Below are 23,231 nucleotides of genomic sequence, written 5' to 3' on the forward strand. Positions count from 1 at the left end.
CATGAGCGAGAGCGTCTTCGGCCCAAGCATCATCCAGAACCTGCTGGACACCGACTTCTACAAAATCACCATGATGCAGGCGGTACTGCACAACTACCCCAACGCCGAGGTGGAATGGGAGTTCCGCTGCCGCAACAGCGAAGACCTGACCCCGTACCTGGCCGAGATCCGCTACCAGATCGAGCAACTGGCCGAGGTCTCGATCACTCAGGATCAACTGGCGTACCTGGGGCGCATCCCCTTCATCAAGCCGGACTTCATCCGCTTTCTCAGCCTGTTCCGCTTCAACCTGCGCTACGTGCACGTTGGCATCGATGACGCCGGACAACTGGCAATCCGCCTGCGCGGCCCCTGGCTGCACGTGATCCTCTACGAGATCCCGTTGCTGGCAATCGTCTCGGAGGTGCGCAACCGCTACCGCTACCGCGAAGTGGTGATGGAGCAGGTCGGCGAGCGCCTGTACCAGAAACTCGACTGGCTCAAGGCCGAGGCTTCGCCAGCAGAACTGGCCGGCCTGCAACTGGCCGACTTCGGCACCCGCCGGCGCTTTTCCTACCGGGTCCAGGAGCACGTGGTACACACCCTCAAGCAGGACTTCCCGGGGCGTTTTGTCGGCACCAGCAACGTGCACCTGGCCCGCGAGCTGGACATCAAGCCGATCGGCACCATGGCCCACGAATGGTTCATGGCCCACCAGCAACTGGGCCCGCGGCTGATCGACAGCCAGGTCGCCGCGCTGGAATGCTGGGTCAAGGAATACCGTGGGTTGCTGGGCATCGCCCTGACCGATTGCATCGGCATGGACGCCTTCCTCAAGGACTGCGACCTGTACTTTGCCAAGCTGTTCGACGGCCTGCGCCACGACTCCGGCGACCCGTTGCTCTGGGCCAATAAGGCCATCGCCCACTACGAAAAACTCGGTATCGACCCCAAGAGCAAGACCCTGGTGTTTTCCGATGGCCTGAACTTCGCCAAGACCCTGCACCTGTACCGCGAGCTCAGCCCGCGGATCAACGTCAGCTTCGGCATCGGCACCAACCTGACCTGCGACATTCCAGGTGTTGAGCCGATGAACATCGTGATCAAGATGACCGCCTGCAACGGCGCGCCGGTGGCGAAGATCTCCGACAGCCCGGGCAAGACCCAATGCCGCGACGAGAACTTCGTCAGCTACCTCAAGCACGTGTTCAAGGTCGAAGGCCAGTGAAGGAGCTGCACATGAACAGTCGTCAGATCGAGATTGCCCAAGCCCTGGGCGTGGTGGCGCCCTTCGCAGACGGTGCTGCAGTGGCGAGTGAGATCCGCCAGCGCATCGACTTCATCAAGCAGACCCTGCTCGAAGCGCGCCTGAAAGTGCTGGTGCTGGGCATCAGTGGCGGCGTCGACTCCTCCACCGCCGGGCGCCTGGCGCAGTTGGCGGTCGAGCAATTGCGCAGCGAACAGGCCGACAACGGCTACCGCTTCATCGCCATGCGCCTGCCGCACAACACCCAGCATGACGAGCCCGATGCCCAGGCGGCCCTGGCCTTTGTCGGCGCCGATGAGTGCGTGACGGTGAACATTGCCGATGGCGTTCAGGGCCTGGCCGGGCAACTGCCGCAACTGGCCACACTGGCTGACAGCCAGCGGGATTTTGTCCTCGGCAACGTCAAGGCACGCCTGCGCATGCTCGCTCAGTACACCCTGGCCAATGCCCGCCATGGCCTGGTGATCGGCACCGACCATGGCGCCGAAGCGGTGATGGGGTTTTTCACCAAGTTCGGTGACGGCGCCTGCGACCTGGCGCCGTTGAGCGGGCTGGGCAAGGGCCAGGTGCGGGCCATCGCCGCCGCCCTCGGTGCGCCTGAACACCTGGTGCACAAGGTGCCGACCGCCGACCTTGAAGAGCTACGCCCGGGCCTGGCCGACGAGCAGGTCTACGGCGTCAGCTACGCGCAGATCGATGCCTTTTTGCACGGCGAAGAGGTCGATGACGCCGTGGCCACAACCATCATCAGTGCCTACGACAAGACCCGGCACAAGCGCGAATTGCCCAAGGCACCCAAGACAAGTTTCGCTACAATGCCGCCACCTTGAATGGACTCACCGGAGCTTGTTGTGCAACGTCTGATCGTCACCACACTGGCAGCCGCGACCCTCACGGGCTGCGCGACGCCTTCCAAGGACAGCCTCGACCAGTACATCGGCAACATGCTCGCCCAGCCGCTGTCGGCCAACAGTTTGTATCGCCAAGGCGATGTGCTGAGTTTCCAGATCAAGGTACCGGCCAACAACGGCCTGAGTGATCGCAGTTTCCAGCTCGAAGCCTCGTGCATCGAGCCGAACGTGGCGATCATGTACCTGGACGCCGACCAGCGTGCCTACTTCAAAAGCACCAGCGGCTATGCCCCACCGCAGCCGATGCCGGCGCGCTACCATGCCACCCTGCTGAATAACCCCAGCTTCGCCCAGGCCTGCAAGGCTCAAGCAAAGCCCGACTGGCGCAAGCTTAAAGGTGAAGAGGGCGAGCCATGGGTGCTGGTCGAGCGCAACAGCATCGCCAAAATCGGCGACGAGGTCAGCCTGTGGGCCGCCTTCGACCAGCCGAGCATCCTCCTCGACCTGCCGTACAACGCCCCCTACGCGCAAAAGCGTGAGCATCACCGCTTCAACTGCAGCACCGGCACCTACACCCTGCTGGCCGGCTACGATGTCGATGCCGACAACCGGGTCACCGACGGCATGGTCCCGTCACTGCCCAAGCCGGCGCCTGTGGCTGGCAGCAACGCCGATTACCAGGCGCTGTACGATCTGGCCTGCGCAACGCCGGACAAACTCGCGCAACTGGCGCCGTTCAGCCCGCGCTTCAAGGCACCGATCGTCACCGGGGTGATGCCGCCGGTCAGCCCGTCGGTGATGGTCGCCCTCGAGCGCCTGCAACTGCCCAAGCCGATTCAACCGCTCAGCTACCTGGAAACCGTCGGCACCTCGACCATGAAAGGCAAGACGTCGCCCATGCGCGAAGAGCACTTTCTCTCCGTCGATGCCAACAGCCGGCAGCAGGTGCTGATCCTGCGTGGCAAAGGCTATGAGGCGCAAAAGGTCACCTGGCGCGGATTGATCCCGCTGGTAAGTAAAAGCGACTTTACCGGCATGAGTGAAAGCAGCGCGCTGACCAGCCTGAGCTTCAAGGGTGACTGGAAGACCATGGCGGTGGGCAGCAAACTCAGCTATTCACAGCAAGGTGTGACCAACAACAGCGTGATTGGCCAGTACGACAAGGATCTGAAGATCACCGAGTGCACCGTGCAACAGCAACTGCCGGCCAACACCCTCAACGCCAGCTTGAGTGGCAATGCCAAGGCACTCGACTGCAGCGTAAAGGGTGACGAGTACAAACGCGTGAATCACCTGTTCTACCTGGAAGACTACGGCTACTTCTTCAATGCCAGCACCGACAAGAACGCCTTTTACTACAGCGACCTGCGTCTGCAAACGGTGAAGTGAACCCGTTGGGGCCCTCTCAACTCCAAGCCACGAGTTGATCACAACCCTGGCACAATGATTTGCACCGACGGCGATCCTTGTACAGAATCGCCGCCTTTGCCTCGAAAGGATGCGTGCAATGAAGTTCGAAGGGACTTTCCAATACATGGGCCAACACGGGATCGTCTTTAACGTCTCGCAGATCACCCTCACCGACAGCGAACGCGGGCGCCTGCGCGAGCTGCATTTTGGCGAAGCGAAAAGCGCTCACTATGAAGTGAACAGCAAGGTGGTCGAGGTCTACGACAAGATGCTCGCCAAGAACCTGCCGTGCACCATGATGATCGGCATCTCCAAGCCGTTGACCCGCCAGCAGGGCGACGTGCTCAATGCCCAGCGCACCAAGGTCGCCAACCTCGCCGCCTCGGCCTTCGCCGGCGCCGCCAGTTCCGTCGCCTCGCCCTATGTCGGCGTCCCGGTGGGTGCCGGTGTGCGCATGTACGCCAACGAAATCCTGCCCACCTACCATGCCGGCGACGTGCTGGTCAGCATTGAAGCGCGGGTCAACGGCGGCATCGGCCCGCAAAGCACCATTTCGACCCTGATCATCAAGACCTGAGTGGAGCCGCACATGTCCGAGATTACCCAGCTGGTTCTGGCCCTGGTGCTGTTCTTTTTGCTCGATCGCTTTCTCAAGCCCTACCCGCTGCGCAAGTGGCTGGGCCTGGCGCTGGTGGCCGCTGGCGCGGTCGGCTGCGTAGCGGCAAGCCAGGCCCGCCTGCTGGGGGCTGACCTTGGGCTGCTGTCGATCTTCGCCGTCGCCCTGGGTGTAGGGCTGTTCCTCAAACGTCGTCGGTTTGCGCCGGTTGGCTGAGCGTTTCCTGAGGCTGATCGCTAATTTGGGATCGGTCCTACCTTTATGTCGGAACAATATGGCATACGCCCGAAGTTGATTTGGGCATCTTTCCCTGCACGTCGATGAGGTGCGCCTGGCGCGTCTGTATTACACAGGGAAGGTTGTTGTGCAGATCGAAAAAATTTATGAGTACGCCGGTCCTCACGGAATAGTTTTCCATGTTTCCAAGTTCGTTGTTACGGAGGGCGATCGCGGACAGCTGCGAGAACTTCACTTTCCCGAAGCGAAAAACGGGAACTATGAAGTTGTTCAAAGAACAGTCGCGATTTATGACAGGATGCAAGCACGTAGTCGCGCCTGCACCATGACCATTAGAATTTCAAGACCACTGACTCGCGTGCAGGGCGATATCCTTAACGAACAACGTCACCAAATTTCCAACGCTTCTAGTTCCAGCGCCAGCAGGTTTGCAATGCTTGCCGGACCCGCTTTCACCATTCCGGTGGCAATCTTGACCCGTTTTTTTGTAAGCGGCTCATTACGTACCTATCACACAGGGGACCTGATCATAAGCATTGAGGCTCGTGTCGACGGGGGCATCGGTCCACAATTTTCAACTGACTCGATAATCATACCGACCGCAGGTCTGGCCCCATGAATGAGTATCTTCAGTACACAATCCTCTTGACGCTATTTTACCTGCTGTACTTCTTAGTCAAACCTTATCGTCTACGAAAGCGCTGTGGCATCGTACTGTTTTTCGGCGGCACGATTGCCAGCTACCTGCTCCCTACCCGGGCAGGTTCATTGGATATCGAATTCATCGCCATCTGCATATCAGGAGCCGGCGGCGCGCTCTTCATGACGCGACGCAAGTATCTCGAACAGGGTTGACTTAATTGACCTCATCGGACCCAACGAACAACTTCCTCAGTGACCATCAAGAATCAAGGCTGAAACACATGATGGAATTCGGTCAATTTTTTATCGCCTTCGTATTCTTCGCACTGATTGAGCGCCTGCTCAAACCCTCCAAGCTACGAAAATGGCTAAGCTTGATATTCTTGCTGGGCGGCCTGTTGGGTAGAGTCACGCTGAGCGAAAAAAGTTACTGGGGCGGCTTTGATCTGTATCTGGTTTCGCTTTTTGCAATTGTCGGAGGACTTGAGTTGTTCTTCAGACGCAACCGCCACGAAGACGATGACTGAGCAGAGCACACATCATGTCTGAAGTTACCCAGCTATGTTACGCGTTGATCCTCATCGCCTTTCTGGATCACTGCCTGAAGCCCTACCTGATTCGTAAATGGCTAGGGTTGTTCCTATGGGCCGCCGGTATTACTTTACTGTTCAAACCGGGTGGCAGCTATTGGGAGGCAATGGATCTGTTCCTAGTGCCAATACTCGTGTTCTGCGCAGGTACGACGCTGATCATCGGACGCCGCAAGTTTCAACCTGACGAATGAGTGAGTATCTTCAATACACCATCCTTCTGGTTGTGTTTTACCTCCTGTATTTCCTCATCAAGCCTTATCGGCTAAGAAAACGTTGTGGCGTCGTATTGTTTGGCGTCGGTATGATTGCTAGCTTGGAGTTGCTCTTCAGGCGCAACCGATTCGATGAGGACGCTTGAGTGCTGCCCATGTCTGACGTTACCCAGCTGTGCTACGCACTGATCCTGATTGCATTTATGGATCACTGCCTGAAACCCTATTTACTCCGCAAATGGCTGGGCCTGGCGCTGATGACAGCCGCCGTTACGTTGCAATTTGTGCCCGGCGGCCTCTATTGGCATGAGTTGAATCTGAAACTGTTCCCTTTGTTCGTATTGTTCGCGGGCATGACTCTGGTTAAGGGACGCCGCAAGTTTCAACCCGACGAATGAATGAACCTCTTCGACAGACCGTCATCCGCTAATTTGGGATCGGTCCTACCTTGATGTCGGAGTAGTACGACATACGCCCGAAGTTGATTTGGGCATCTTTCCCTGCACGTCGATGAGGTGCGCCTGGCGCGTCTGTATTACACAGGGAAAGTTGTTGTGCAGATCGAAAAAACCTATGAGTACGCCGGCAACTTCGGCATCGTTTTCCACGTCTCGCAAATTGTGGTCCTGCCGGAGGATCGCGCGAGGCTGCGCGAGTTGCATATCAGCGAGGCGAAGGGGGCGCACTACCAAGTCAACACAATGCTCGTGGCGCTATACGACAGAATGCAGGCCGAAAATCGAGCTTGCGAGATGAAAGTCGCTGTTTCTCGAGCGTTGAGCCGTCAGCAGGCAGATAGGTTGAACGACCAACGTCACACAGTGATAACTACTTTAGCCTCAGGCTTTGGTGGCTTAACCACTTGGCTGAGCAATCCATTGTTTGGAAAAGCTACCAACTCTGAATCAGGCGACTTCATAAAAGGCCGCTTACCCACCTACCATGCTGGAGATGTCATCGTCAGCCTCCAAGCTTCGGTCAGTGGCGGCTTTGGCCCTCAACGTTCAGTTTCCTCAATGATCATCGAAAGTCGAGGCTGAAAAATACCATGTCAGAGTCCAATCAATTCTTCCTCGTCCTGGCGTTTTTCATCCTCATAGACCGTCTGATCAAGCCCTACAAGCCACGAAAATGGCTCGGTCTTACCTGCCTGGGTGGCGGCTTGCTTGGCAGGTTAACGCTGACCGAAAGCCATTGGCTTGGCTTTGACTTGCACCTCGTTTCACTCTTTGCCGTTGTCGGTGGGCTGGAGCTGTTCTTCAGGCGCCACCGATTCAATCCCGAACGCTGGGCCTGAGCAGGGCATACGCTATGTCTGCAATTACACAAATGTGCTTTGCAATGATCCTGATGTCCGTGGTGGACCACTGCCTGAAACCCTACCCGATCAGAAAGTGGCTGGGGATTTCGCTTTGGGGAGCCGGTATCTATGGCATGTTCGCATTCCCTGACACGTACTGGTACGGACTGGACATCTGGCTGGTGTCATTGCTCATCTCAGGTTCCGGCTCCAGTTTATTCTTCAGGCGTCGCAGGTTTGACCACCTGGACTAAATGGCTCTTTACCCGCACCGCTCTGCACCCTAAGCTGTCCCCTCCGCCATCTCCCCGAGGTATTCGTCCAATGCGCCATTAATGCCGCCGTCTTTGCGACGGCCAGTCTTCAGCCCCTTTTTGGGGGACGTCGCGGGCATTTCTTGGAGTTTTGCATGACGAATACGTCGATCCTGACGCTGGACAGCGTCACCCTGGCCTTGCCGGATGGCAGGTTGTTGTTTTCCGATCTTGTCGAGACTTTCGACCAGCGCCGTACCGGCCTGGTCGGTCGCAATGGCGTGGGCAAGTCGTTGCTGGCGCAAGTTTTGGCCGGGCGCTTGCCGCCCAGCGAAGGCCGCTGTTTGCGTCGTGGCCGGGTGCACTATGTGGGTCAGCATCTGGCCGATGCCGATGCCACGGTGGCGGACCTGGCTCAGGTACGCGAGGTGATCGATGCCTTGCTGCGCATCGAGGCCGGCAGCACCCAAGACGCGGACTTCGATTGCGTCGGCGAGCGCTGGGACATTCGCGAACGCCTGCAGGCGCAGCTTGATCTGCATGGCCTGGGGCAACTGAACTGGGCGCACTGTGCAGCGGCGCTGAGCGGCGGCCAGGCGATGCGCGTGGCGCTGCTCGGGGCCTTTGTCAGTGATGCCGATTACCTGATCCTCGACGAACCCAGCAACCATCTGGACGCCACCAGCCGGGAGGCGCTGATGACCCTGCTCGAGGGCTGGAACAAGGGCCTGTTGGTGATCAGTCATGACCGCGCGCTGCTTGAGCGCATGGAGCGCATCGTCGAACTCTCGCCCCTGGGCCTGAGCAGCTACGGCGGCAATTACAGCTTCTATGCCCAGTGCAAAAGCGCGCAGACCGAGCAGGCCGAACGTACCCTGGAACGCCTCAAGCTCGAACGCCAGCGCCAGGCCCGCGAGCTACAGCAACAGCGCGAGCGCCGGCAGCGCCAGCAGTCGCGCGCCAGCAAGGCTGCGCGTTCGGCCAATCAGGCGAAGATCCTTCTCGACCGCCAGCAGCAACGCAGCGAAACCACTGCCGGCAAACAGCAGCGTGATCATCAGGCGGCGCGCCAGGCGCTTAACGCACAGGTGCGCGATGCGGCGCAGCAGGTTGAATCTGCCAGCCCGATCGTGATCCATGCGCCCGCGCCGCTACAACCGAGCGGCAGTCAGGTAGTCGTACTTCAAGACCTGCAATTGCCCTTCGCCCACCAAGGCCTGGTCAATCTCAACCTGTATAGCGGCGAACGCCTGGGCCTGGTCGGCGCCAATGGCAGCGGTAAATCCACCTTGCTCAAGGTACTGGCCGGGCAATTGGCGCCGGCCGCGGGGACGTGTGAAGTACGCAGCGAAGTCGCCTTGCTCGACCAGCACTGCAGCCTGCTGCCCGCCGGGCAATCGGTGCTCGATTACCTGCGCAGCGCCAGCGCCAACCCGGACGAGAGCCTGCTGCGTACGCGCCTGGCGCAACTGGGCCTGGGCGCCGAGCGCATCAGTTTGCCCAGCGGCGTGCTCAGCGGCGGCGAACGGCTCAAGGCAACCCTGGCCGGGGTGCTGTACCGCGACACCCCGGTGGGCCTGCTGTTGCTCGACGAGCCGAGCAACCACCTCGACCTGCCCTCCCTCGCCGCCCTTGAAGCCATGCTGCGCCAGTATCGCGGGACCTTGCTGGTTGCGTCCCACGACCGGGTGTTCATGCAGCAACTGGCGCTGGACGGCTACCTGCAGCTGGACAAAGGCTCAGAACTGCACATCCGCGCTTGATTGCAGGCGTGAAAAGGCGCCGCCCAGGGTCAGGTTGTGGTGGGCGATGATCGCCTCGGCGGGCAAGCCTGGGGTGTCCATGCAGGTGTGAGCATCGCTGACCAGCACGACCTTGAAGCCAAGCTCGCGGGCAACCCGGCAGTTGGTGTCGACGCAGTACTGGGTCTTGAGGCCGACGATGACCAGTTCATCGATAGCGGCTTCGCGCAGCTGATCGGCCAGCGAGGTGGCAAAGAAGGCACTGGGGCGGGTTTTATCGAAGACCGTGTCGCGCGCGGGATCAATCGCCAGGGCCGGCAACAACTGCCACGCGGGGCTGCCTGCGGCAATCGGCGAACCTTCGGGGCCGGTGTGGCGAACCGCAAAAACCGGTGCCTGGGCGTTATGCGCAGCGCCAATCAGGCTGTTGATCCGGTTGAGCACCTGCTCACCCTGCCAGGGCTGTTCGGGGCCATGGAACAAACCCACTTGCATATCCAGGACCAGCAGTGCGCGTTTTGCTTGCATCTTCATCTCCGTGTGATTGGCCAGCCGGACGGAGAAAAGACAAGGCCCCGTCCATTGCTGGCGGGGCCTTGGATTACCTGCTGCCTAAGGTTAAGCAGCCGTACCCGCCCCGCGTATAGCGGTGGTAGTGGTACGCGACGAGGTCAGCAGGCAAATCTTCATAGCTCGATAATGCGCCCGGGCCAAGCAGCGGTCAACGCTTGTTTTCCTCGGCCAGGCCCAGGTGATCCAGCGGCAACGGGCCGTGCGCCTTGACGGTCTGGATGGCGAAGTTGCTGCGGATATCGCTGACGCCGGGCAATTTGAGCAAGGTGTCGATGAGAAAGCGCTCGTAGCTGCGCAGGTCCGGCACCACCACTTGCAAAAGGAAGTCCGACTCGCCGGACACCAGGTGCGCGGCAATTACCTGCGGTAGCGCCAGCACCGCCTGCTGAAAGGCCTGGGCGGCTGGCTCGTGGTGGCGCTCGACCTTGACCCCGACGAACACGGTCAGGCCCAGGCCGACTTCATCGCGGTCCAGTTGCGCGGCGTAGCCCTTGATCAGCCCCGCCTCTTCCAGCAGACGCACCCGGCGCAGGCACGGCGACGGCGACAGGCCAATGGCTTCAGCCAGCTCGACATTGCTCAGGCGGGCATTGCGCTGCAAAGCTTCGAGAATCTTGCGATCAAAAGCGTCGAGGGTGAGTTTTGGCATGATCTTAATTCTGAACGGTAGATCGTGGCAGTTTATAGCAATACACCCGGGCAAACACGCAACAATCGCAAGCACCTGCCAGGCCTTTCGCGCTTAGAATTTTCTCGTCCCGTTATGTGCGCAGGAGCCCGTCATGTCTCAATACAGCCTGTTTTGCGCCGCCTTGCTGGTGGTCTACCTGGTGCCCGGCCCGGACATGTTCCTGCTGCTTAATACCGGCGCCAGCCAGGGCAAGCGCCAGGCCCTGGTGACCGCCTTGGGCCTGGCCCTGGCCCGCGCGGCGCACGTAAGCCTGGCGGCACTGGGCCTGGCCGCCCTGCTACGCAGCCACCCCTGGGCGTTTGACCTGCTGAGCATTGCCGGCGGTATTTACCTGGCCTGGCTCGGCTGGCAATTACTCTGCGCCCCGGTTGCGCCGCTGCCGCCACGTCACAGCGGGGTGCAGCAGCGCGGGCACTGGCAGGCGGCATTGCGCCAGGGCCTGTTGACCAACCTGCTCAACCCCAAGGCGCTGCTGTTCTGCTCGGTGCTGTTGCCGCAGTTCATCGACCCGCACGGCGCTGCGGTCGGCCAGCAGTTTGCCGTGCTCGGCACGGTGCTGGTGGTGGTCGGCCTGGGCTTTGACGGGCTCTATGCCCTGAGTGGCGATCGCCTGGGGCGCTGGCTGGCCGCCAGCCCCTGGAAGCAGAAACTGCAGAACCGCGTGTTCGGCACCCTGCTGATCGGCTTCGGCATGCGTCTGGCACTGCTGCGCCAGCTCGGTGGCTGAAGATTTTCACTGCGACCAAGGTCCAATCTATGACTGGGCGTTCCCGATCTGCACGGGATGTATTATCGTGGCCGAGTGCGCAATAAGAACCGCCTGCCTGAGCAGGCATCTGCAACCGAATCGAGGGTGCCATGAGTAACGAAAGCATTAACTGGGACAAGCTGGGCTTCGACTACATCAAGACCGACAAGCGCTACCTGTCCTATTTCCGTAACGGCGAGTGGGACAAGGGCACCCTGACCGAAGACAACCAGCTGCACATCAGCGAAGGCTCGACCGCGCTGCATTATGGCCAGCAATGCTTCGAGGGGATGAAGGCCTACCGCTGCAAGGACGGCTCGATCAACCTGTTCCGCCCGGACCAGAACGCCCTGCGCATGCAGCGCAGCTGCGACCGCCTGCTGATGCCGCAGGTGCCGACCGAACAGTTCATCGACGCCTGCAAGCAAGTGGTCAAGGCCAACGAGCGTTTCATTCCGCCGTATGGCAAAGGTGCGCTGTACCTGCGTCCGTTCGTCATCGGCGTGGGCGACAACATCGGCGTGCGGACCGCGCCGGAGTTCATCTTCTCGATCTTCGCCATCCCGGTCGGCTCGTACTTCAAGGGCGGCATGACCCCGCACAAGTTCCTGATTTCCGACTACGACCGCGCCGCGCCACAAGGCACCGGCGCTGCCAAGGTCGGCGGCAACTACGCGGCCAGCCTGCAACCGGGCTACAAGGCCAAGCAAGCCGGCTTTGCCGACTGCATCTACCTTGACCCGCTGACCCACACCAAGATCGAGGAGGTCGGCTCGGCCAACTTCTTCGGCATCACCGCCAACAACGAGTTCATCACGCCGAAGTCGGCCTCCGTGCTGCCGGGCATCACCCGCCTGTCGCTGATGGAACTGGCGCAATCGCGCCTGGGCCTGAAGGTCATCGAAGGCGACGTGCTGATCAACAACCTGGACCGCTTCGTCGAAGCCGGCGCTTGCGGTACTGCCGCGGTGATCACCCCGATCGGCGGCATCCAGTATGGCGACAAGCTGCACGTGTTCTACAGCGAAACCGAGGTTGGCCCGGTCACCCAGAAGCTCTACAACGAGCTGACCGGTATCCAGAGCGGCGACATCGAAGGCCCGGCGGGCTGGATCGTCAAGGTCGCCTGATGCGCTGAACCGCCATCGCGGGTCAAGGCGATCCGACTTGACCCGCGATGCTCTCCTCCCTAGATGAATTTTTCTTTAACCCGGGCACCGCCTATTCTTTGGCACAATCAAGTCTCTACCCGCCGCCCAGGTAAAAGCATGCCCCGCGTACTGACTATCGAAGACGACGCTGTCACCGCCCAGGAGATCGTCGCCGAGCTTTCCAGCCATGGCCTGGAAGTGGATTGGGCCGACAACGGCCGTGAAGGCCTGGCCAAGGCGATTGCCGGTGGCTACGACCTAATCACCCTGGACCGGATGCTGCCGGAAGTCGACGGCCTGACCATCGTCACCACCCTGCGCACCCTGAAGATCGCCACGCCGATCCTGATGATCAGCGCCCTTTCGGATGTCGACGAACGGGTCCGTGGCCTGCGCGCCGGCGGTGATGACTACCTGACCAAGCCGTTCGCCTCCGATGAAATGGCCGCCCGCGTCGAGGTGCTGTTGCGCCGCAACAGCGTGCCGCTGGCGCAGACCCGCCTGCAGGTTGCCGACCTTGAGCTGGACCTGATCAGCCACGAGGCCAAGCGCGGCGAGCAGACCCTCAACCTGCTGCCCACCGAGTACAAGCTGCTGGAATTTCTCATGCGTCACGCTGGCCAGGTGATTACCCGGATGATGATTTTCGAGGAAGTCTGGGGCTATCACTTCGACCCGGGCACCAACCTGATCGACGTGCACATCGGACGCTTGCGCAAGAAGATCGACGCCGCCGGCCAGACGCCGCTGATTCGCACCGTGCGGGGCTCGGGCTATGCCATTGCCGAACCCGTCTAAGGGCTGGAGCTCGTCCACCAGCCGCCTGCTGGCGCTGTACAGCTTTCTGTTCGTGGCCTGGAGCAGCATCCTCATGGGGGTGCTGTACTTCGAGGTATCAGGCTACCTGAACAAGCTCACCCGCCACTCCCTGCTGCAGCGCCAGCACCTGTTCGCGCACATGAGCGGCAAGCAGCTCGATGATGCGCTGATTGCCAGCCAGGCCTTCGAAGAGCGCAGTTTTGATGCCTATGGGCTGTTCGACGCGCAGTTCAATGCGCTCGGCGGGCAGGTTCGCCAGATCCCGCCCGAGCTCGGCCTGGACGGCAAGATCCACGAACTGAGCCGCTGCCTGGACGCCGACGACCCGCACCTGCCCCGTGACAGCTGCGATGCGGTGGCGATCAAGGTCCGCGATGGCCGCTGGCTGGTGCTGGTGCGCGACAACGGTTCGCTGTTCGTGGTCACCCGGATCATCCTCCACGCCCTGCTCTGGGGCCTGTCGCTGACCATCATTCCCGGCATTGCCGGCTGGTACCTGCTGCGGCGCAGGCCGCTCAAGCGTATCCGCGCGATCCAGGCCAGCGCCGAGCAGATTGTTTCCGGCGACCTGACCCGGCGCCTGCCGTTGTCGGCGCGGCGCGACGAGCTGGACATGCTGGCGGCCATCGTCAACGCCATGCTCGACCGCATCGAGCGCCTGATGCATGAAGTCAAAGGCGTCTGTGACAACATCGCCCACGACCTGCGCACCCCGCTGACCCGCCTGCGCGCCCAGCTCTACCGCATCCGCCAGCAGGCCGGCGATGATTCGCCGCAGGCCGAAGCACTGGAACAGGCGATTGGCGAAACCGACACGCTGATGGCGCGCTTTCGCGGGTTGCTGCGCATCAGCGAGCTGGAAGACCGCCAGCGCCGCGCCGGGTTTGTCGAGCTTGACCCGCACGGGCTGCTGCAGGAGCTGCACGACTTCTACCTGCCGCTGGCCGAAGACGGCGAGATTGGACTAACCCTGGAAATGCCCGAGCAATTGCCGGCGCTGCACGGTGATCGCGAGTTGCTGTTCGAGGCGCTGGCCAACCTGGTCGGCAACGCGATCAAGTTCACCCCGGCCCAGGGCCAGGTGCTGATGCGCGCGTTGAGCGATGCCAAGGGCTTGCATATCGAGGTGCACGACAGCGGCCCGGGAATTCCCGTGGACGAGCGTGGGGCGGTGTTGAAGCGCTTTTATCGCAGTGAGGAAGGCCAGCGTCACCCGGGGTTCGGGCTGGGCCTGTCGATTGTGGCGGCGATCGTTGACCTGCATGGCTTTGAACTGGAGGTCGGCGAGAGTGAGCTGGGTGGGGCGAAACTGGTGTTGCACTGCAGGACGGGTGTCGTCAGTTAGGGCCTCATCGCGGGTCAAGCCCGCTCCCACAGAGGATTGCAGTCTTCTGTGGGAGCGGGCTTGACCCGCGATTGCTTAGTCAGCCAGGCGCCAGGTCGTGCCGCCCTTGCCGTCTTCCAGCACCACGCCCATGGCGGTCAGCTGGTCGCGGATGCGGTCGGATTCGGCCCAGTTCTTGTCGGCACGCGCTTGCAGGCGCGCCTGGATCAAGGCTTCAACCTCGGCAGCATCGACCTTGCCTTCGGCGCCGGCACGCAGGAAGTCATCGGCGTCCAGTTGCAGCACACCGAGCAGATCACCCAGTTCGCGCAAGCGACCGGCCAGGCCGGCAGCGGCCTGTGGATCGTTCTCGCGCAGGCGGTTGATCTCACGCACCAGGTCGAACAGCACGGCGCAGGCTTCAGGGGTGCCGAAGTCGTCGTTCATCGCCGCGGTGAAGCGCTCGACGTACTCCTCGCCACCTGCAGCCGCCACCCGTGGCAAGCCGCGCAGGGCGTGGTAGAAGCGCTCGAGGGCACCCTTGGACTCGCGCAGGCTGTCTTCGGAGTAGTTGATCGAGCTGCGGTAGTGGCTCGACGCCAGCAGGTAGCGCACCACCTCCGGGTGATACTTGTCGAGCACGTCGCGAATGGTGAAGAAGTTGTTCAAGGACTTGGACATCTTCTCGCCATTGATGCGAATCATGCCGCAGTGCATCCACGAATTGGCGTACTGCTTGCCGGTGGCGGCCTCGCTCTGGGCGATTTCGTTCTCGTGGTGCGGGAACTCCAGGTCGTTGCCACCACCGTGAATGTCGAAGCTCTCGCCCAGGCAGCAGGTGGACATCACCGAGCACTCGATGTGCCAGCCCGGACGACCCGCGCCCCAGGGCGATTCCCAGCTCGGCTCGCCGGGCTTGACGCCCTTCCAGAGGACGAAGTCGAGCGGGTCCTGCTTGGCTTCGTCAACCTCGATGCGGGCACCGATGCGCAGGTCTTCGATCTTCTTGCGCGACAGCTTGCCGTAGCCGACGAACTTGCCGACCCGGTAGTACACGTCGCCGTTGCCCGGCGCGTAGGCATAGCCCTTGTCGATCAGGGTCTGGATCATCGCGTGCATGCCGGCGATATGGTCGGTGGCACGCGGCTCCTGGTCCGGCGGCAGGATGTTCAGGCGGCGCTCGTCTTCGTGCATCGCGTCGATCATGCGGGCGGTCAGGGCGTCGAAGCTTTCGCCGTTTTCGTTGGCCCGGTTGATGATCTTGTCATCGATGTCGGTAATGTTGCGCACATAGGTCAGGTCGTAGCCGCTGTAACGCAGCCAGCGGGTCACCAGGTCGAAGGCGACCATGCTGCGCCCGTGGCCCAGGTGGCAGAAGTCGTAGACGGTCATGCCGCAGACGTACATCCGCACCTTGTTGCCTTCAAGCGGTTTGAAGACTTCCTTGGTCTTGCTGAGCGTGTTGTAGATGGTAAGCACGAGAGTTCCTTAGCTGCCCCACGAATCGCGCAGGGTCACGGTGCGGTTGAACACCGGGCGACCCGGCTGGGAGTCTTTCAGGTCGGCGCAGAAGTAGCCTTCGCGCTCGAACTGGAAGCGGTCTTCTGGCTGGGCCTGGCCCAGGGAAGGTTCCGCACGACAACCCGTCAGCACCTGCAGCGAATCAGGATTGATGTTGTCAAGGAAGTTGCCGCCATCTTCGGTCTTCTCGGGGTTGGCCGAGCGGAACAGGCGGTCGTACAGGCGTACTTCGCATTCGACGCTGGCCGCGGCCGGCACCCAGTGGATCACGCCCTTGACCTTGCGGCCTTCAGGGTTTTTGCCCAGGGTGTCGGGGTCGTACGAGCAGCGCAGCTCGACGATGTTGCCGTCAGCGTCCTTGATCGCCTCGTCGGCGCGGATCACGTAGCTGCCGCGCAGGCGCACTTCACCGGCCGGCTCCAGGCGCTTGTAGCCCTTGGGCGGCTCTTCCATGAAGTCGTCGCGGTCGATGTAGATTTCGCGGGCGAATGGCAGTGCGCGCACGCCCATGTCTTCTTTGGGGTGGCGCGGCAGTTCGAGGTTCTCGACCTGGCCTTCCGGGTAATTGGTAATGACCACTTTCAGCGGGCGCAGCACGCACATGGCGCGTGGCGCGGTGCGGTCAAGGTCGTCACGGATGCTGAATTCGAGCATCGACATGTCGACCACGCCGTCGGAGCGGTTGGTACCGACCATTTCGCAGAAGTTGCGGATCGACGCCGGGGTGTAGCCGCGACGGCGGAAACCCGACAGGGTCGACATGCGCGGGTCGTCCCAGCCGTTGACGTGCTGCTCATCGACCAGTTGCTTGAGCTTGCGCTTGCTGGTGATGGTGTAGTTCAGGTTCAGGCGGCTGAACTCGTACTGGCGCGGCTTGGCCGGCACCGGCAGGTTGTCGAGGAACCACTCGTAGAGCGGGCGATGGCCTTCGAACTCGAGGGTGCAGATCGAGTGGGTGATGCCTTCGATGGCGTCCGACTGACCGTGAGTGAAGTCGTAGTTGGGGTAGATGCACCAGGCATCACCGGTCTGGTGGTGATGGGCATGACGAATGCGGTAGAGGATCGGGTCGCGCAGGTTCATGTTCGGCGAGGCCATGTCGATCTTGGCCCGCAGCACGCGCTCGCCATCCTTGAACTCACCGGCTTTCATGCGCGCGAACAGGTCGAGGTTGTCTGCAACCGAGCGCTCGCGGAACGGGCTGTTCTGGCCAGGGGTGGTCAGGTTGCCACGGTATTCCTTGGCCTGCTCCGGGGTCAGGTCGCAGACGTAGGCCTTGCCGGCCTTGATCAGCTCGACCGCCCAGTCGTGCAACTGGTCGAAATATTGCGAAGCGTAGCGCACCGGGCCGGTCCACTCGAAGCCCAGCCACTTGATGTCGCTCTGGATCGCGTCGATGTACTCCTGGTCCTCTTTGGCCGGGTTGGTGTCATCGAAACGCAGGTGACAGGCCCCACCGAATTCCTGGGCCAGGCCGAAGTTCACACAGATCGACTTGGCATGGCCGATGTGCAGGTAACCGTTGGGCTCTGGCGGGAAACGGGTGACGATGCTGCTGTGCTTGCCCGAGTCCAGGTCTGCCTGCACGATCGGACGCAGGAAGTTCGCAGGGATGGCGGGAGCGCCTTTGGCAGCGGCGTTGGGAGCGGTGTCGGCAGTGGGCTTGCTCATAGGATCCTTGAATACGGGGTGCACGGCCTGGGTAGGCCGACTGAATCAAAGCGCTTATCATAGCCGAAGCGGTCGAGCTGCCGACAGGTCAAATAGCAGCTTCAAGCTACAAGCAACACGCTCCAAGACGAACGCCGTGCGCTTTTTCTTGCAGCTTGCCACTTGAAGCTTGAAGCTACACCACCGCAAAACCCCCGAACAGAGCGAGTTTCAAGCATGTCCAAAGTCAAACTGACTACCAACCACGGTGACATCGTCATCGAGCTGAACGCCGAGAAAGCCCCGATCACCGTGGCCAACTTCATCGAGTACGTTAACGCTGGCCACTACAGCAACACCGTATTCCACCGTGTAATCAAGGGTTTCATGATCCAGGGCGGCGGTTTTGAGCCAGGCATGAACGAGAAGCGTGACAAGCGTGCCAGCATCCAGAACGAAGCTGACAACGGCCTGAAGAACGACAAGTACACCATCGCCATGGCTCGCACCATGGAGCCGCATTCGGCCTCGGCGCAGTTCTTCATCAACGCCTCGGACAACGACTTCCTCAACCACAGCGGCAAGAACGTGCAGGGCTGGGGTTACGCGGTATTCGGCAAAGTGACCGAAGGTACCGACGTTGTCGACGCCATCGAGAAAGTCGCCACCGGTTCCAAGTCCGGTCACCAGGACGTGCCGAAGGACGACGTGATCATCGAGAAAGCCGAGATCATTGAGTGATACTGCTGATCTCTGATCTGCACCTGCAAGAAGAACGCCCGGACATTACCCGGGCGTTTGTTGATCTGCTCGACGGTCGCGCGCGGCACGCCGAGGCGCTGTATATCCTTGGCGATTTTTTCGAGGCATGGATCGGCGACGACGCCATGACGCCCTTCCAGACCTCGATCTGCCAGGCCCTGCGTGCCTTGAGCGACAGCGGCACGCAGGTCTTTGTGATGCACGGCAACCGCGACTTCCTGCTCGGCCAGGCCTTTTGCAAGGCCGCTGGCTGCACCCTGCTGGCCGACCCGAGCGTGGTCGAGATGGGCGGCGAGCCGGTGTTGCTGATGCACGGCGACAGCCTGTGCACCCGCGACCTGGCCTACATGAAGATGCGCCGTTACCTGCGCAACCCGTTGAGCCTGTGGATTCTTCGGCATCTGCCGCTGAGCACCCGGCAGAAGCTTGCACGCAAGCTGCGTAGCGAAAGCCGGGCACAGACGCGGATGAAGGCCAACGACATTGTCGACGTGACCGCCGAGGAAGTGCCGCGGATCATGCAGCAATACGGTGTGCGCACCCTGGTGCATGGCCACACCCATCGGCCGGCGATTCACAAGCTGGTGGTCGGCGATCAACCGGCGCGGCGTATCGTGCTGGGCGATTGGGACCGCCAAGGCTGGGCGCTGGAGGTGGATGAGCAAGGGTTTCAACTGCAGCCTTTTGCTTTTCCCTGAAGACTGATCGCGGGGCAAGCCCGCTCCTACATTCCTGGTAGGAGCGGGCTTGCCCCGCGATTATCAGTGCCCCGCCGACGCTGGCCCGGCCTTGGCCGCAAACGGCGGCTTGGCCAACCACACCAGCAATATCAAGCCTGCGAAAATCCAGCCCATCAGGGTGAAGTAATCCACCGTCGACATCATGTACGCCTGACTGCTGAGCATCCGCTCCAGCTGCGCATACGACTGCCCGCTCGCCCCGCCCAGCTGGTTCAACGCCTCGCGGGTCGCAGGCTCGTAGTTGCTGATGCTCTCGCTCAGGTAGGCATGGTGCTGGTCTGCCCGGCGAATCCAGATCCAGGTGGTCAGCGACGCGGCAAAACTGCCGCCCAGGGTCCGCAGGAAGGTCGCCAGCCCCGAGCCGTCGGCGATCTGGTGCGGCGGCAGGTCGGAGAGCAGGATGCTCAAGGTCGGCATGAAGAACAGCGCCACGCCGATCCCCATGAACAGCTGCACCAGGGCGATGTGCTGGAAGTCGACTTCGTTGGTGAAACCGGCACGCATGAAGCAACTGGCGCCAATCGCCAGGAACGCCAGCCCCGCCAGCACCCGCAGGTCAAACTTGTGCGCGTACTTGCCGACAAACGGCGACATCAGCACCGGCAACAGGCCGATCGGCGCCACCGCCAGGCCCGCCCAGGTGGCGGTGTAGCCCATCTGCGTCTGCAGCCACTGCGGCAGGATCAGATTGATGCCGAAGAAGCCGGCATAGCCGCCGACCAGCACGATGGTGCCGATGCGAAAGTTGCGGTGCACGAACAGCCGCAGGTTGACCACCGGGTGCTTGTCGGTCAGTTCCCAGATGATGAACACCGCCAGGAACACCACCGAGATCAGGCTGCCGATGACGATGAAATTCGACTCGAACCAATCCAGGTCATTGCCCTTGTCGAGCACGATCTGCAAGGCGCCGACGCCGATGATCAGGCTCAGCAGGCCAATGTAGTCCATCGGCTGGCGGCTGGTGCTGACCGGGCGCGTGCGCATCTGCTGGCGCACCACGGCGGCGGCGAACAGGCCGATCGGCACATTGATGAAGAAGATCCACGGCCAGCTGTAGCTGTCGGTGATCCAGCCGCCGAGAATCGGCCCGGCAATCGGCGCCACCACCGTAACCATGGCCAATAACGCCAGGGCCATGCCGCGCTTGGCCGGCGGATAGACTGCGATCAGCAGGGTCTGGGTCATCGGATACAGCGGCCCGGCAACGATGCCCTGGAGCACGCGAAAGCCGACCAGCTCGGGCATCGACTGGGCAATGCCGCAGAGGAACGAAGCCAGCACGAACAGCAGCGTGGCCCAGATGAACAGCTTGACCTCACCGAAGCGCCGGCTCAGCCAGCCGGTCAGCGGCAAGGCAATGGCGTTGCTCACCGCAAACGAGGTAATGACCCAGGTGCCCTGCTCCGAACTGACGCCGAGGTTGCCGGAAATAGTCGGCAATGCCACGTTGGCGATGGTGGTGTCGAGCACCTGCATGAAGGTCGCCAGTGACAGGCCGATGGTGGTCAGCAACAGGCTTGGCGGGGTAAAGGAAGCCTGATTGGCGCTCATCGCTGCGCCGTCTTGCTGGAACCGGCACTGTTGTCATGGATCAGCCTGGTGATCAGGCGATCAGCCTCGACCAGTTGACGGTCGTACACCTGGGTGGCGAACGAGGCCTTCTGCGGCGGCTGCTGGGCCAGCACCGGGCCGCTCTGGTCATGCAGATCGACCTCGACCTGGGTCGACAGGCCGATGCGCAGCGGGTGCTTGGCCAGTTGCTCGGCATTGATATGAATACGCACCGGCACCCGCTGGACGATCTTGATCCAGTTACCGGTGGCGTTCTGCGCCGGCAACAGGGCAAAGGCGCTGCCAGTGCCGGCGCCGAGGCTGTCGATGGTGCCGCTGTACTTGACGTCGCTGCCGTACAGGTCGGCAACGATGTCGACCGGTTGGCCGATGCGCATGTTGCGCAGTTGGGTTTCCTTGAAATTGGCGTCGATCCACAGCTGGTCCAGGGGGATCACCGCCATGGTCGCAGTGCCCGGTTGCAGGCGCTGGCCCAGTTGCACGGTGCGCTTGGCGACGTAGCCGGTGACCGGTGCCACCAGGGTGGTGCGGGCGTTGTTGAGGTAGGCCTGGCGCAACTCGGCGGCCGCGGCCATCACCTCGGGGTGCGACGACACTACGGTGTCATCGACCAGCGCCGCTGTGGTGTTGAGCTGCTGTTTTGCATCATTCAAGGCGCTTTGCGCCGAAGACAGGTCGTCGCGGGCATGGGACAGCTCTTCTTTGGAGATCGCCCCACCGGCGGCCAGGGTTTGTCGCCGGTTGAAGTTCTCCTGCGCTTTTTTCAGCTCGGCCTGGCGCGAAGCCACCTGGGCCTTCTTGCCATCGACGTTGCTGTACAGGCCACGCACCTGGCGCACCGCACGCGCCAGCTTGGCCTCGGCAGCCTGCAGGCCGACCTCGGCGTCGCTGGGGTCGAATTCGAGCAGCATCTGGCCTTCGTGGACCAGGTCGCCATCGTCCGCGCCGATGCTGACCACAGTGCCGGTGACCAGCGGGGTGATCTCCACTACGTTGCCGTTGACATAGGCATCGTCGGTCTCTTCGCTCCAGCGCCCGTAAAGCTCGTGCCAGGCCCAGACGCCAGCGCCGGCGACGACGATCAGCAACGCCAGGGCCAACAGCCAGGTCTTGCGCTTGCGCTGGTTGTTGAGGTCCTGCGTGGTGTCGTGCGCAGAAGAAGTAGTGGCCATTGCTAATACCTTGGCTGAGTGAATGGGTGAAATGGGCGCTTACTTGGCGCCCAGGCGCATGGCCGTCAGGGTGTCGCCGGCGGCCAGCAGCACCTTGCTCAGGATCGCTTCGAGGGTGGCCAGCTCACTGGGCTCGAGCACACCGACCAGCTCGTTCATCGCCGCAGCGCCGATCTGTGGCAGCAGGTCGGCGAGCTTCTGGCCTTCTTCGCTCAGACCCAGGCGAATCTGCCGACGGTCGTCCGGGCAACGGCGGCGGATGATCAGGTCTTTCTGTTCGAGGCGGTCGAGCATGCGCGTCATCGAGCCGCTGTCCACCGACAGGTAGCGGCACAGCTCGGCCGGGGTGTCGACGCCGTATTGGGCGACGATGATCAGCACCTTGAACTGCGCGGCAGTCACGCCGTAAGGCTGCATGTGGCTGTCGATGATGCGGTCCTTGACCAGCGCGGTGCGGCCCAGAAGCATGCCGAGGGTGCAGTTCTGGAAGTTTTCCGGGGTGTAGTGCTGCATGGACACAGATACCTGCTTAGGCAGTAAGTTACATAATGTTACTGCTTAGGCAGCTAACGTCAAGGCATTAATTAGCTAGCTTATTATTTTGTCGATAGAAGGCAATCGCGGCGACCCGACTTGCCCCGCGATCAGGCATTCAAAAGAAGTGATTAATCAGGCCGGCACGCCGCTATGAAAACGGAACTCTTCATCCGGGCTGCTGATCAGGTCGGCCTCGACCGCCCTGACCTTCTCCACCACCCGCTCGATATCTGCGCTATCGCCGTATTGATGGGCAAGCTTGAGGTAACCCTGATAATGCCGCGCTTCGCTGTTGAGCAGGCCGTGATAGAACTTGCCCAGCTCTTCATCCAGGTGCGGCACCAGGGCGGCAAAGCGCTCGCAACTGCGCGCCTCGATAAAGGCGCCGACCACCAGGGTGTCGACCAGCTTCACCGGCTCGTGGGTGCGCACCACCCGGCGCAGGCCCGAGGCATAGCGCCCGGCCGACAACGGCCGCAGGGCGATCTTGCGCCGCTTCATCAGGCGCAGTACCTGCTCATGGTGCACCAGCTCTTCGCGGGCCAGGCGCGACATCATGTTGATCAGGTCCAGGTGCGTGTTGTACTTGGCCATCAGGCTCAGGGCGGTGCTGGCGGCCTTGAACTCGCAGTTCTTGTGATCGATCAGCAGGGTTTCCTGGTCGGCGAGCGCCGCCTGGACCCAGGCATCAGGGGTACGGCAACCAAGGAAGGCTTCGATTTCAGGGATAAGGGACATAGGCTCACAAACAGGCAGGGCAAACGGCAAGACCGGCGATTATACCGGCAGCAGCGCCGATCACCAGTGAACTATGCTTGATACATATCAACGCCCGGTGCAGTTGGCGCCGACTATAGTCAGGCAT

27 protein-coding genes are annotated in these 23,231 nt (G+C 61.5%); 19 read left to right on the forward strand and 8 right to left on the reverse strand.

Annotated features, from left to right (window positions below; genetic code table 11):
• The first annotated feature begins 1 nt into the window (after position 1).
• The 13 genes from pncB to LOY37_RS17620 all read left to right on the forward strand — a co-directional run bounded on the left by pncB (position 2) and on the right by LOY37_RS17620 (position 9,124).
• Positions 2–1,207 carry a nicotinate phosphoribosyltransferase gene (pncB, locus tag LOY37_RS17560; protein WP_045194661.1) on the forward strand — a complete coding sequence of 402 codons (1,206 nt, stop codon included), beginning with the start codon at positions 2–4 and terminating at the stop codon, positions 1,205–1,207.
• 11 nt (positions 1,208–1,218) lie between these two features.
• Complete coding sequence (gene nadE, locus LOY37_RS17565; RefSeq protein WP_045194663.1) at positions 1,219–2,076, forward strand: ammonia-dependent NAD(+) synthetase; 858 nt, start codon at positions 1,219–1,221, stop codon at positions 2,074–2,076.
• 21 nt (positions 2,077–2,097) lie between these two features.
• Positions 2,098–3,486 (forward strand): hypothetical protein, encoded by a 1,389-nt coding sequence (locus LOY37_RS17570; RefSeq protein ID WP_258715406.1) that lies wholly within the window; start codon positions 2,098–2,100, stop codon positions 3,484–3,486.
• Positions 3,487–3,604: 118 nt separating this feature from the next.
• Positions 3,605–4,084, forward strand: coding sequence for a hypothetical protein (locus tag LOY37_RS17575; protein ID WP_045194668.1), 480 nt, complete (start codon positions 3,605–3,607; stop codon positions 4,082–4,084).
• 12 nt (positions 4,085–4,096) lie between these two features.
• The gene (locus LOY37_RS17580) at positions 4,097–4,339 is read left to right on the forward strand and encodes a hypothetical protein (RefSeq protein WP_093381029.1); all 243 of its coding nucleotides are present in this window, start codon (positions 4,097–4,099) and stop codon (positions 4,337–4,339) included.
• 148 nt (positions 4,340–4,487) lie between these two features.
• Positions 4,488–4,979 (forward strand): hypothetical protein, encoded by a 492-nt coding sequence (locus LOY37_RS17585; RefSeq protein ID WP_258715407.1) that lies wholly within the window; start codon positions 4,488–4,490, stop codon positions 4,977–4,979.
• The gene (locus tag LOY37_RS17590; protein WP_195884631.1) at positions 4,976–5,215 is read left to right on the forward strand and encodes a hypothetical protein; all 240 of its coding nucleotides are present in this window, start codon (positions 4,976–4,978) and stop codon (positions 5,213–5,215) included. The genes LOY37_RS17585 and LOY37_RS17590 overlap by 4 nt, the downstream gene beginning before the upstream one ends.
• Before the next feature lie 68 nt (positions 5,216–5,283).
• Positions 5,284–5,529 (forward strand): hypothetical protein, encoded by a 246-nt coding sequence (locus LOY37_RS17595; protein ID WP_258715408.1) that lies wholly within the window; start codon positions 5,284–5,286, stop codon positions 5,527–5,529.
• 14 nt (positions 5,530–5,543) lie between these two features.
• On the forward strand, positions 5,544–5,786 hold the full coding sequence (locus LOY37_RS17600; RefSeq protein WP_123565505.1) for a hypothetical protein: 243 nt from the start codon (positions 5,544–5,546) through the stop codon (positions 5,784–5,786).
• 176 nt (positions 5,787–5,962) lie between these two features.
• Positions 5,963–6,205 carry a hypothetical protein gene (locus tag LOY37_RS17605; RefSeq protein ID WP_195884633.1) on the forward strand — a complete coding sequence of 81 codons (243 nt, stop codon included), beginning with the start codon at positions 5,963–5,965 and terminating at the stop codon, positions 6,203–6,205.
• A gap of 156 nt (positions 6,206–6,361) precedes the next feature.
• The gene (locus LOY37_RS17610; RefSeq protein ID WP_258715409.1) at positions 6,362–6,847 is read left to right on the forward strand and encodes a hypothetical protein; all 486 of its coding nucleotides are present in this window, start codon (positions 6,362–6,364) and stop codon (positions 6,845–6,847) included.
• A gap of 8 nt (positions 6,848–6,855) precedes the next feature.
• Entirely contained in the window at positions 6,856–7,104 is a 249-nt protein-coding gene (locus LOY37_RS17615; protein ID WP_258715410.1) for a hypothetical protein, read from the forward strand.
• A gap of 412 nt (positions 7,105–7,516) precedes the next feature.
• Positions 7,517–9,124 carry an ABC-F family ATP-binding cassette domain-containing protein gene (locus LOY37_RS17620; RefSeq protein ID WP_258715411.1) on the forward strand — a complete coding sequence of 536 codons (1,608 nt, stop codon included), beginning with the start codon at positions 7,517–7,519 and terminating at the stop codon, positions 9,122–9,124.
• On the opposite strand, the gene LOY37_RS17625 is transcribed toward LOY37_RS17620, so the two are convergent.
• Positions 9,101–9,631, reverse strand: a complete 531-nt coding sequence (locus LOY37_RS17625) for a cysteine hydrolase family protein (RefSeq protein ID WP_258715412.1) — start codon at positions 9,629–9,631, stop codon at positions 9,101–9,103. The two genes, LOY37_RS17620 and LOY37_RS17625, sit on opposite strands and share 24 nt — an antisense overlap.
• A gap of 193 nt (positions 9,632–9,824) precedes the next feature.
• A complete protein-coding gene (locus LOY37_RS17630; protein ID WP_045194685.1) occupies positions 9,825–10,325 on the reverse strand; it encodes an Lrp/AsnC family transcriptional regulator in 501 nt (166 codons plus the stop codon).
• 133 nt (positions 10,326–10,458) lie between these two features.
• On the opposite strand from LOY37_RS17630, the gene LOY37_RS17635 reads away from it, so the two are divergent.
• From LOY37_RS17635 to LOY37_RS17650, 4 genes are all read left to right on the forward strand, one after another.
• Positions 10,459–11,094: a LysE family translocator gene (locus LOY37_RS17635; RefSeq protein WP_045194687.1), complete on the forward strand. Its 636-nt coding sequence runs from the start codon at positions 10,459–10,461 to the stop codon at positions 11,092–11,094.
• A 131-nt stretch (positions 11,095–11,225) separates the two neighbouring features.
• On the forward strand, positions 11,226–12,245 hold the full coding sequence (locus LOY37_RS17640) for a branched-chain amino acid aminotransferase (RefSeq protein WP_093381010.1): 1,020 nt from the start codon (positions 11,226–11,228) through the stop codon (positions 12,243–12,245).
• Positions 12,246–12,383: 138 nt separating this feature from the next.
• A complete protein-coding gene (locus tag LOY37_RS17645) occupies positions 12,384–13,064 on the forward strand; it encodes a response regulator transcription factor (RefSeq protein WP_045194691.1) in 681 nt (226 codons plus the stop codon).
• A complete protein-coding gene (locus LOY37_RS17650; RefSeq protein ID WP_045194693.1) occupies positions 13,042–14,430 on the forward strand; it encodes a HAMP domain-containing sensor histidine kinase in 1,389 nt (462 codons plus the stop codon). The genes LOY37_RS17645 and LOY37_RS17650 overlap by 23 nt, the downstream gene beginning before the upstream one ends.
• A 75-nt stretch (positions 14,431–14,505) precedes the next feature.
• Here LOY37_RS17650 and cysS read toward each other — a convergent pair whose 3' ends face one another.
• Positions 14,506–15,888, reverse strand: a complete 1,383-nt coding sequence (gene cysS, locus LOY37_RS17655; RefSeq protein WP_258715413.1) for a cysteine--tRNA ligase — start codon at positions 15,886–15,888, stop codon at positions 14,506–14,508.
• Between the two features lie 9 nt (positions 15,889–15,897).
• Positions 15,898–17,601 carry a glutamine--tRNA ligase/YqeY domain fusion protein gene (locus tag LOY37_RS17660; RefSeq protein ID WP_045194697.1) on the reverse strand — a complete coding sequence of 568 codons (1,704 nt, stop codon included), beginning with the start codon at positions 17,599–17,601 and terminating at the stop codon, positions 15,898–15,900.
• A 216-nt stretch (positions 17,602–17,817) separates the two neighbouring features.
• Between LOY37_RS17660 and LOY37_RS17665 the strand changes: the two genes are divergently transcribed.
• Positions 17,818–18,321 carry a peptidylprolyl isomerase gene (locus tag LOY37_RS17665; RefSeq protein WP_258715414.1) on the forward strand — a complete coding sequence of 168 codons (504 nt, stop codon included), beginning with the start codon at positions 17,818–17,820 and terminating at the stop codon, positions 18,319–18,321.
• Positions 18,318–19,040, forward strand: coding sequence for a UDP-2,3-diacylglucosamine diphosphatase (lpxH, locus tag LOY37_RS17670; protein ID WP_045194702.1), 723 nt, complete (start codon positions 18,318–18,320; stop codon positions 19,038–19,040). The genes LOY37_RS17665 and lpxH overlap by 4 nt, the downstream gene beginning before the upstream one ends.
• 63 nt (positions 19,041–19,103) lie before the next feature.
• Here lpxH and LOY37_RS17675 read toward each other — a convergent pair whose 3' ends face one another.
• The 4 genes from LOY37_RS17675 to LOY37_RS17690 form a co-directional block, all read right to left on the reverse strand.
• Entirely contained in the window at positions 19,104–20,636 is a 1,533-nt protein-coding gene (locus tag LOY37_RS17675) for a DHA2 family efflux MFS transporter permease subunit (RefSeq protein WP_045194704.1), read from the reverse strand.
• Positions 20,633–21,829, reverse strand: a complete 1,197-nt coding sequence (locus tag LOY37_RS17680; RefSeq protein WP_093381006.1) for an HlyD family efflux transporter periplasmic adaptor subunit — start codon at positions 21,827–21,829, stop codon at positions 20,633–20,635. The genes LOY37_RS17675 and LOY37_RS17680 overlap by 4 nt, the downstream gene beginning before the upstream one ends.
• Before the next feature lie 39 nt (positions 21,830–21,868).
• Positions 21,869–22,342 carry a MarR family winged helix-turn-helix transcriptional regulator gene (locus tag LOY37_RS17685; RefSeq protein WP_093381004.1) on the reverse strand — a complete coding sequence of 158 codons (474 nt, stop codon included), beginning with the start codon at positions 22,340–22,342 and terminating at the stop codon, positions 21,869–21,871.
• A 156-nt stretch (positions 22,343–22,498) separates the two neighbouring features.
• Complete coding sequence (locus LOY37_RS17690; protein WP_258715415.1) at positions 22,499–23,104, reverse strand: tRNA-(ms[2]io[6]A)-hydroxylase; 606 nt, start codon at positions 23,102–23,104, stop codon at positions 22,499–22,501.
• Positions 23,105–23,231: the final 127 nt, after the last annotated feature.

This window comes from Pseudomonas sp. B21-012, from assembly GCF_024749305.1.
Lineage (GTDB): Bacteria > Pseudomonadota > Gammaproteobacteria > Pseudomonadales > Pseudomonadaceae > Aquipseudomonas.

Bases quoted from the DNA above. Each gene is read 5' to 3' on its own strand.
- pncB (WP_045194661.1), top strand. From the start codon at position 2: ATGAGCGAGAGCGTCTTCGGCCCAAGCATCATCCAGAACCTGCTGGAC.
- LOY37_RS17615 (WP_258715410.1), top strand. From the start codon at position 6,856: ATGTCAGAGTCCAATCAATTCTTCCTCGTCCTGGCGTTTTTCATCCTC.
- LOY37_RS17580 (WP_093381029.1), top strand. From the start codon at position 4,097: ATGTCCGAGATTACCCAGCTGGTTCTGGCCCTGGTGCTGTTCTTTTTG.
- LOY37_RS17630 (WP_045194685.1), bottom strand. From the start codon at position 10,325: ATGCCAAAACTCACCCTCGACGCTTTTGATCGCAAGATTCTCGAAGCT.
- LOY37_RS17665 (WP_258715414.1), top strand. From the start codon at position 17,818: ATGTCCAAAGTCAAACTGACTACCAACCACGGTGACATCGTCATCGAG.
- LOY37_RS17660 (WP_045194697.1), bottom strand. From the start codon at position 17,601: ATGAGCAAGCCCACTGCCGACACCGCTCCCAACGCCGCTGCCAAAGGC.
- LOY37_RS17625 (WP_258715412.1), bottom strand. From the start codon at position 9,631: ATGCAAGCAAAACGCGCACTGCTGGTCCTGGATATGCAAGTGGGTTTG.
- LOY37_RS17590 (WP_195884631.1), top strand. From the start codon at position 4,976: ATGAATGAGTATCTTCAGTACACAATCCTCTTGACGCTATTTTACCTG.
- LOY37_RS17635 (WP_045194687.1), top strand. From the start codon at position 10,459: ATGTCTCAATACAGCCTGTTTTGCGCCGCCTTGCTGGTGGTCTACCTG.
- LOY37_RS17595 (WP_258715408.1), top strand. From the start codon at position 5,284: ATGATGGAATTCGGTCAATTTTTTATCGCCTTCGTATTCTTCGCACTG.
- LOY37_RS17680 (WP_093381006.1), bottom strand. From the start codon at position 21,829: ATGGCCACTACTTCTTCTGCGCACGACACCACGCAGGACCTCAACAAC.
- LOY37_RS17620 (WP_258715411.1), top strand. From the start codon at position 7,517: ATGACGAATACGTCGATCCTGACGCTGGACAGCGTCACCCTGGCCTTG.
- nadE (WP_045194663.1), top strand. From the start codon at position 1,219: ATGAACAGTCGTCAGATCGAGATTGCCCAAGCCCTGGGCGTGGTGGCG.
- LOY37_RS17605 (WP_195884633.1), top strand. From the start codon at position 5,963: ATGTCTGACGTTACCCAGCTGTGCTACGCACTGATCCTGATTGCATTT.
- LOY37_RS17690 (WP_258715415.1), bottom strand. From the start codon at position 23,104: ATGTCCCTTATCCCTGAAATCGAAGCCTTCCTTGGTTGCCGTACCCCT.
- LOY37_RS17650 (WP_045194693.1), top strand. From the start codon at position 13,042: ATGCCATTGCCGAACCCGTCTAAGGGCTGGAGCTCGTCCACCAGCCGC.
- LOY37_RS17640 (WP_093381010.1), top strand. From the start codon at position 11,226: ATGAGTAACGAAAGCATTAACTGGGACAAGCTGGGCTTCGACTACATC.
- LOY37_RS17645 (WP_045194691.1), top strand. From the start codon at position 12,384: ATGCCCCGCGTACTGACTATCGAAGACGACGCTGTCACCGCCCAGGAG.
- LOY37_RS17675 (WP_045194704.1), bottom strand. From the start codon at position 20,636: ATGAGCGCCAATCAGGCTTCCTTTACCCCGCCAAGCCTGTTGCTGACC.
- LOY37_RS17600 (WP_123565505.1), top strand. From the start codon at position 5,544: ATGTCTGAAGTTACCCAGCTATGTTACGCGTTGATCCTCATCGCCTTT.
- LOY37_RS17575 (WP_045194668.1), top strand. From the start codon at position 3,605: ATGAAGTTCGAAGGGACTTTCCAATACATGGGCCAACACGGGATCGTC.
- LOY37_RS17685 (WP_093381004.1), bottom strand. From the start codon at position 22,342: ATGCAGCACTACACCCCGGAAAACTTCCAGAACTGCACCCTCGGCATG.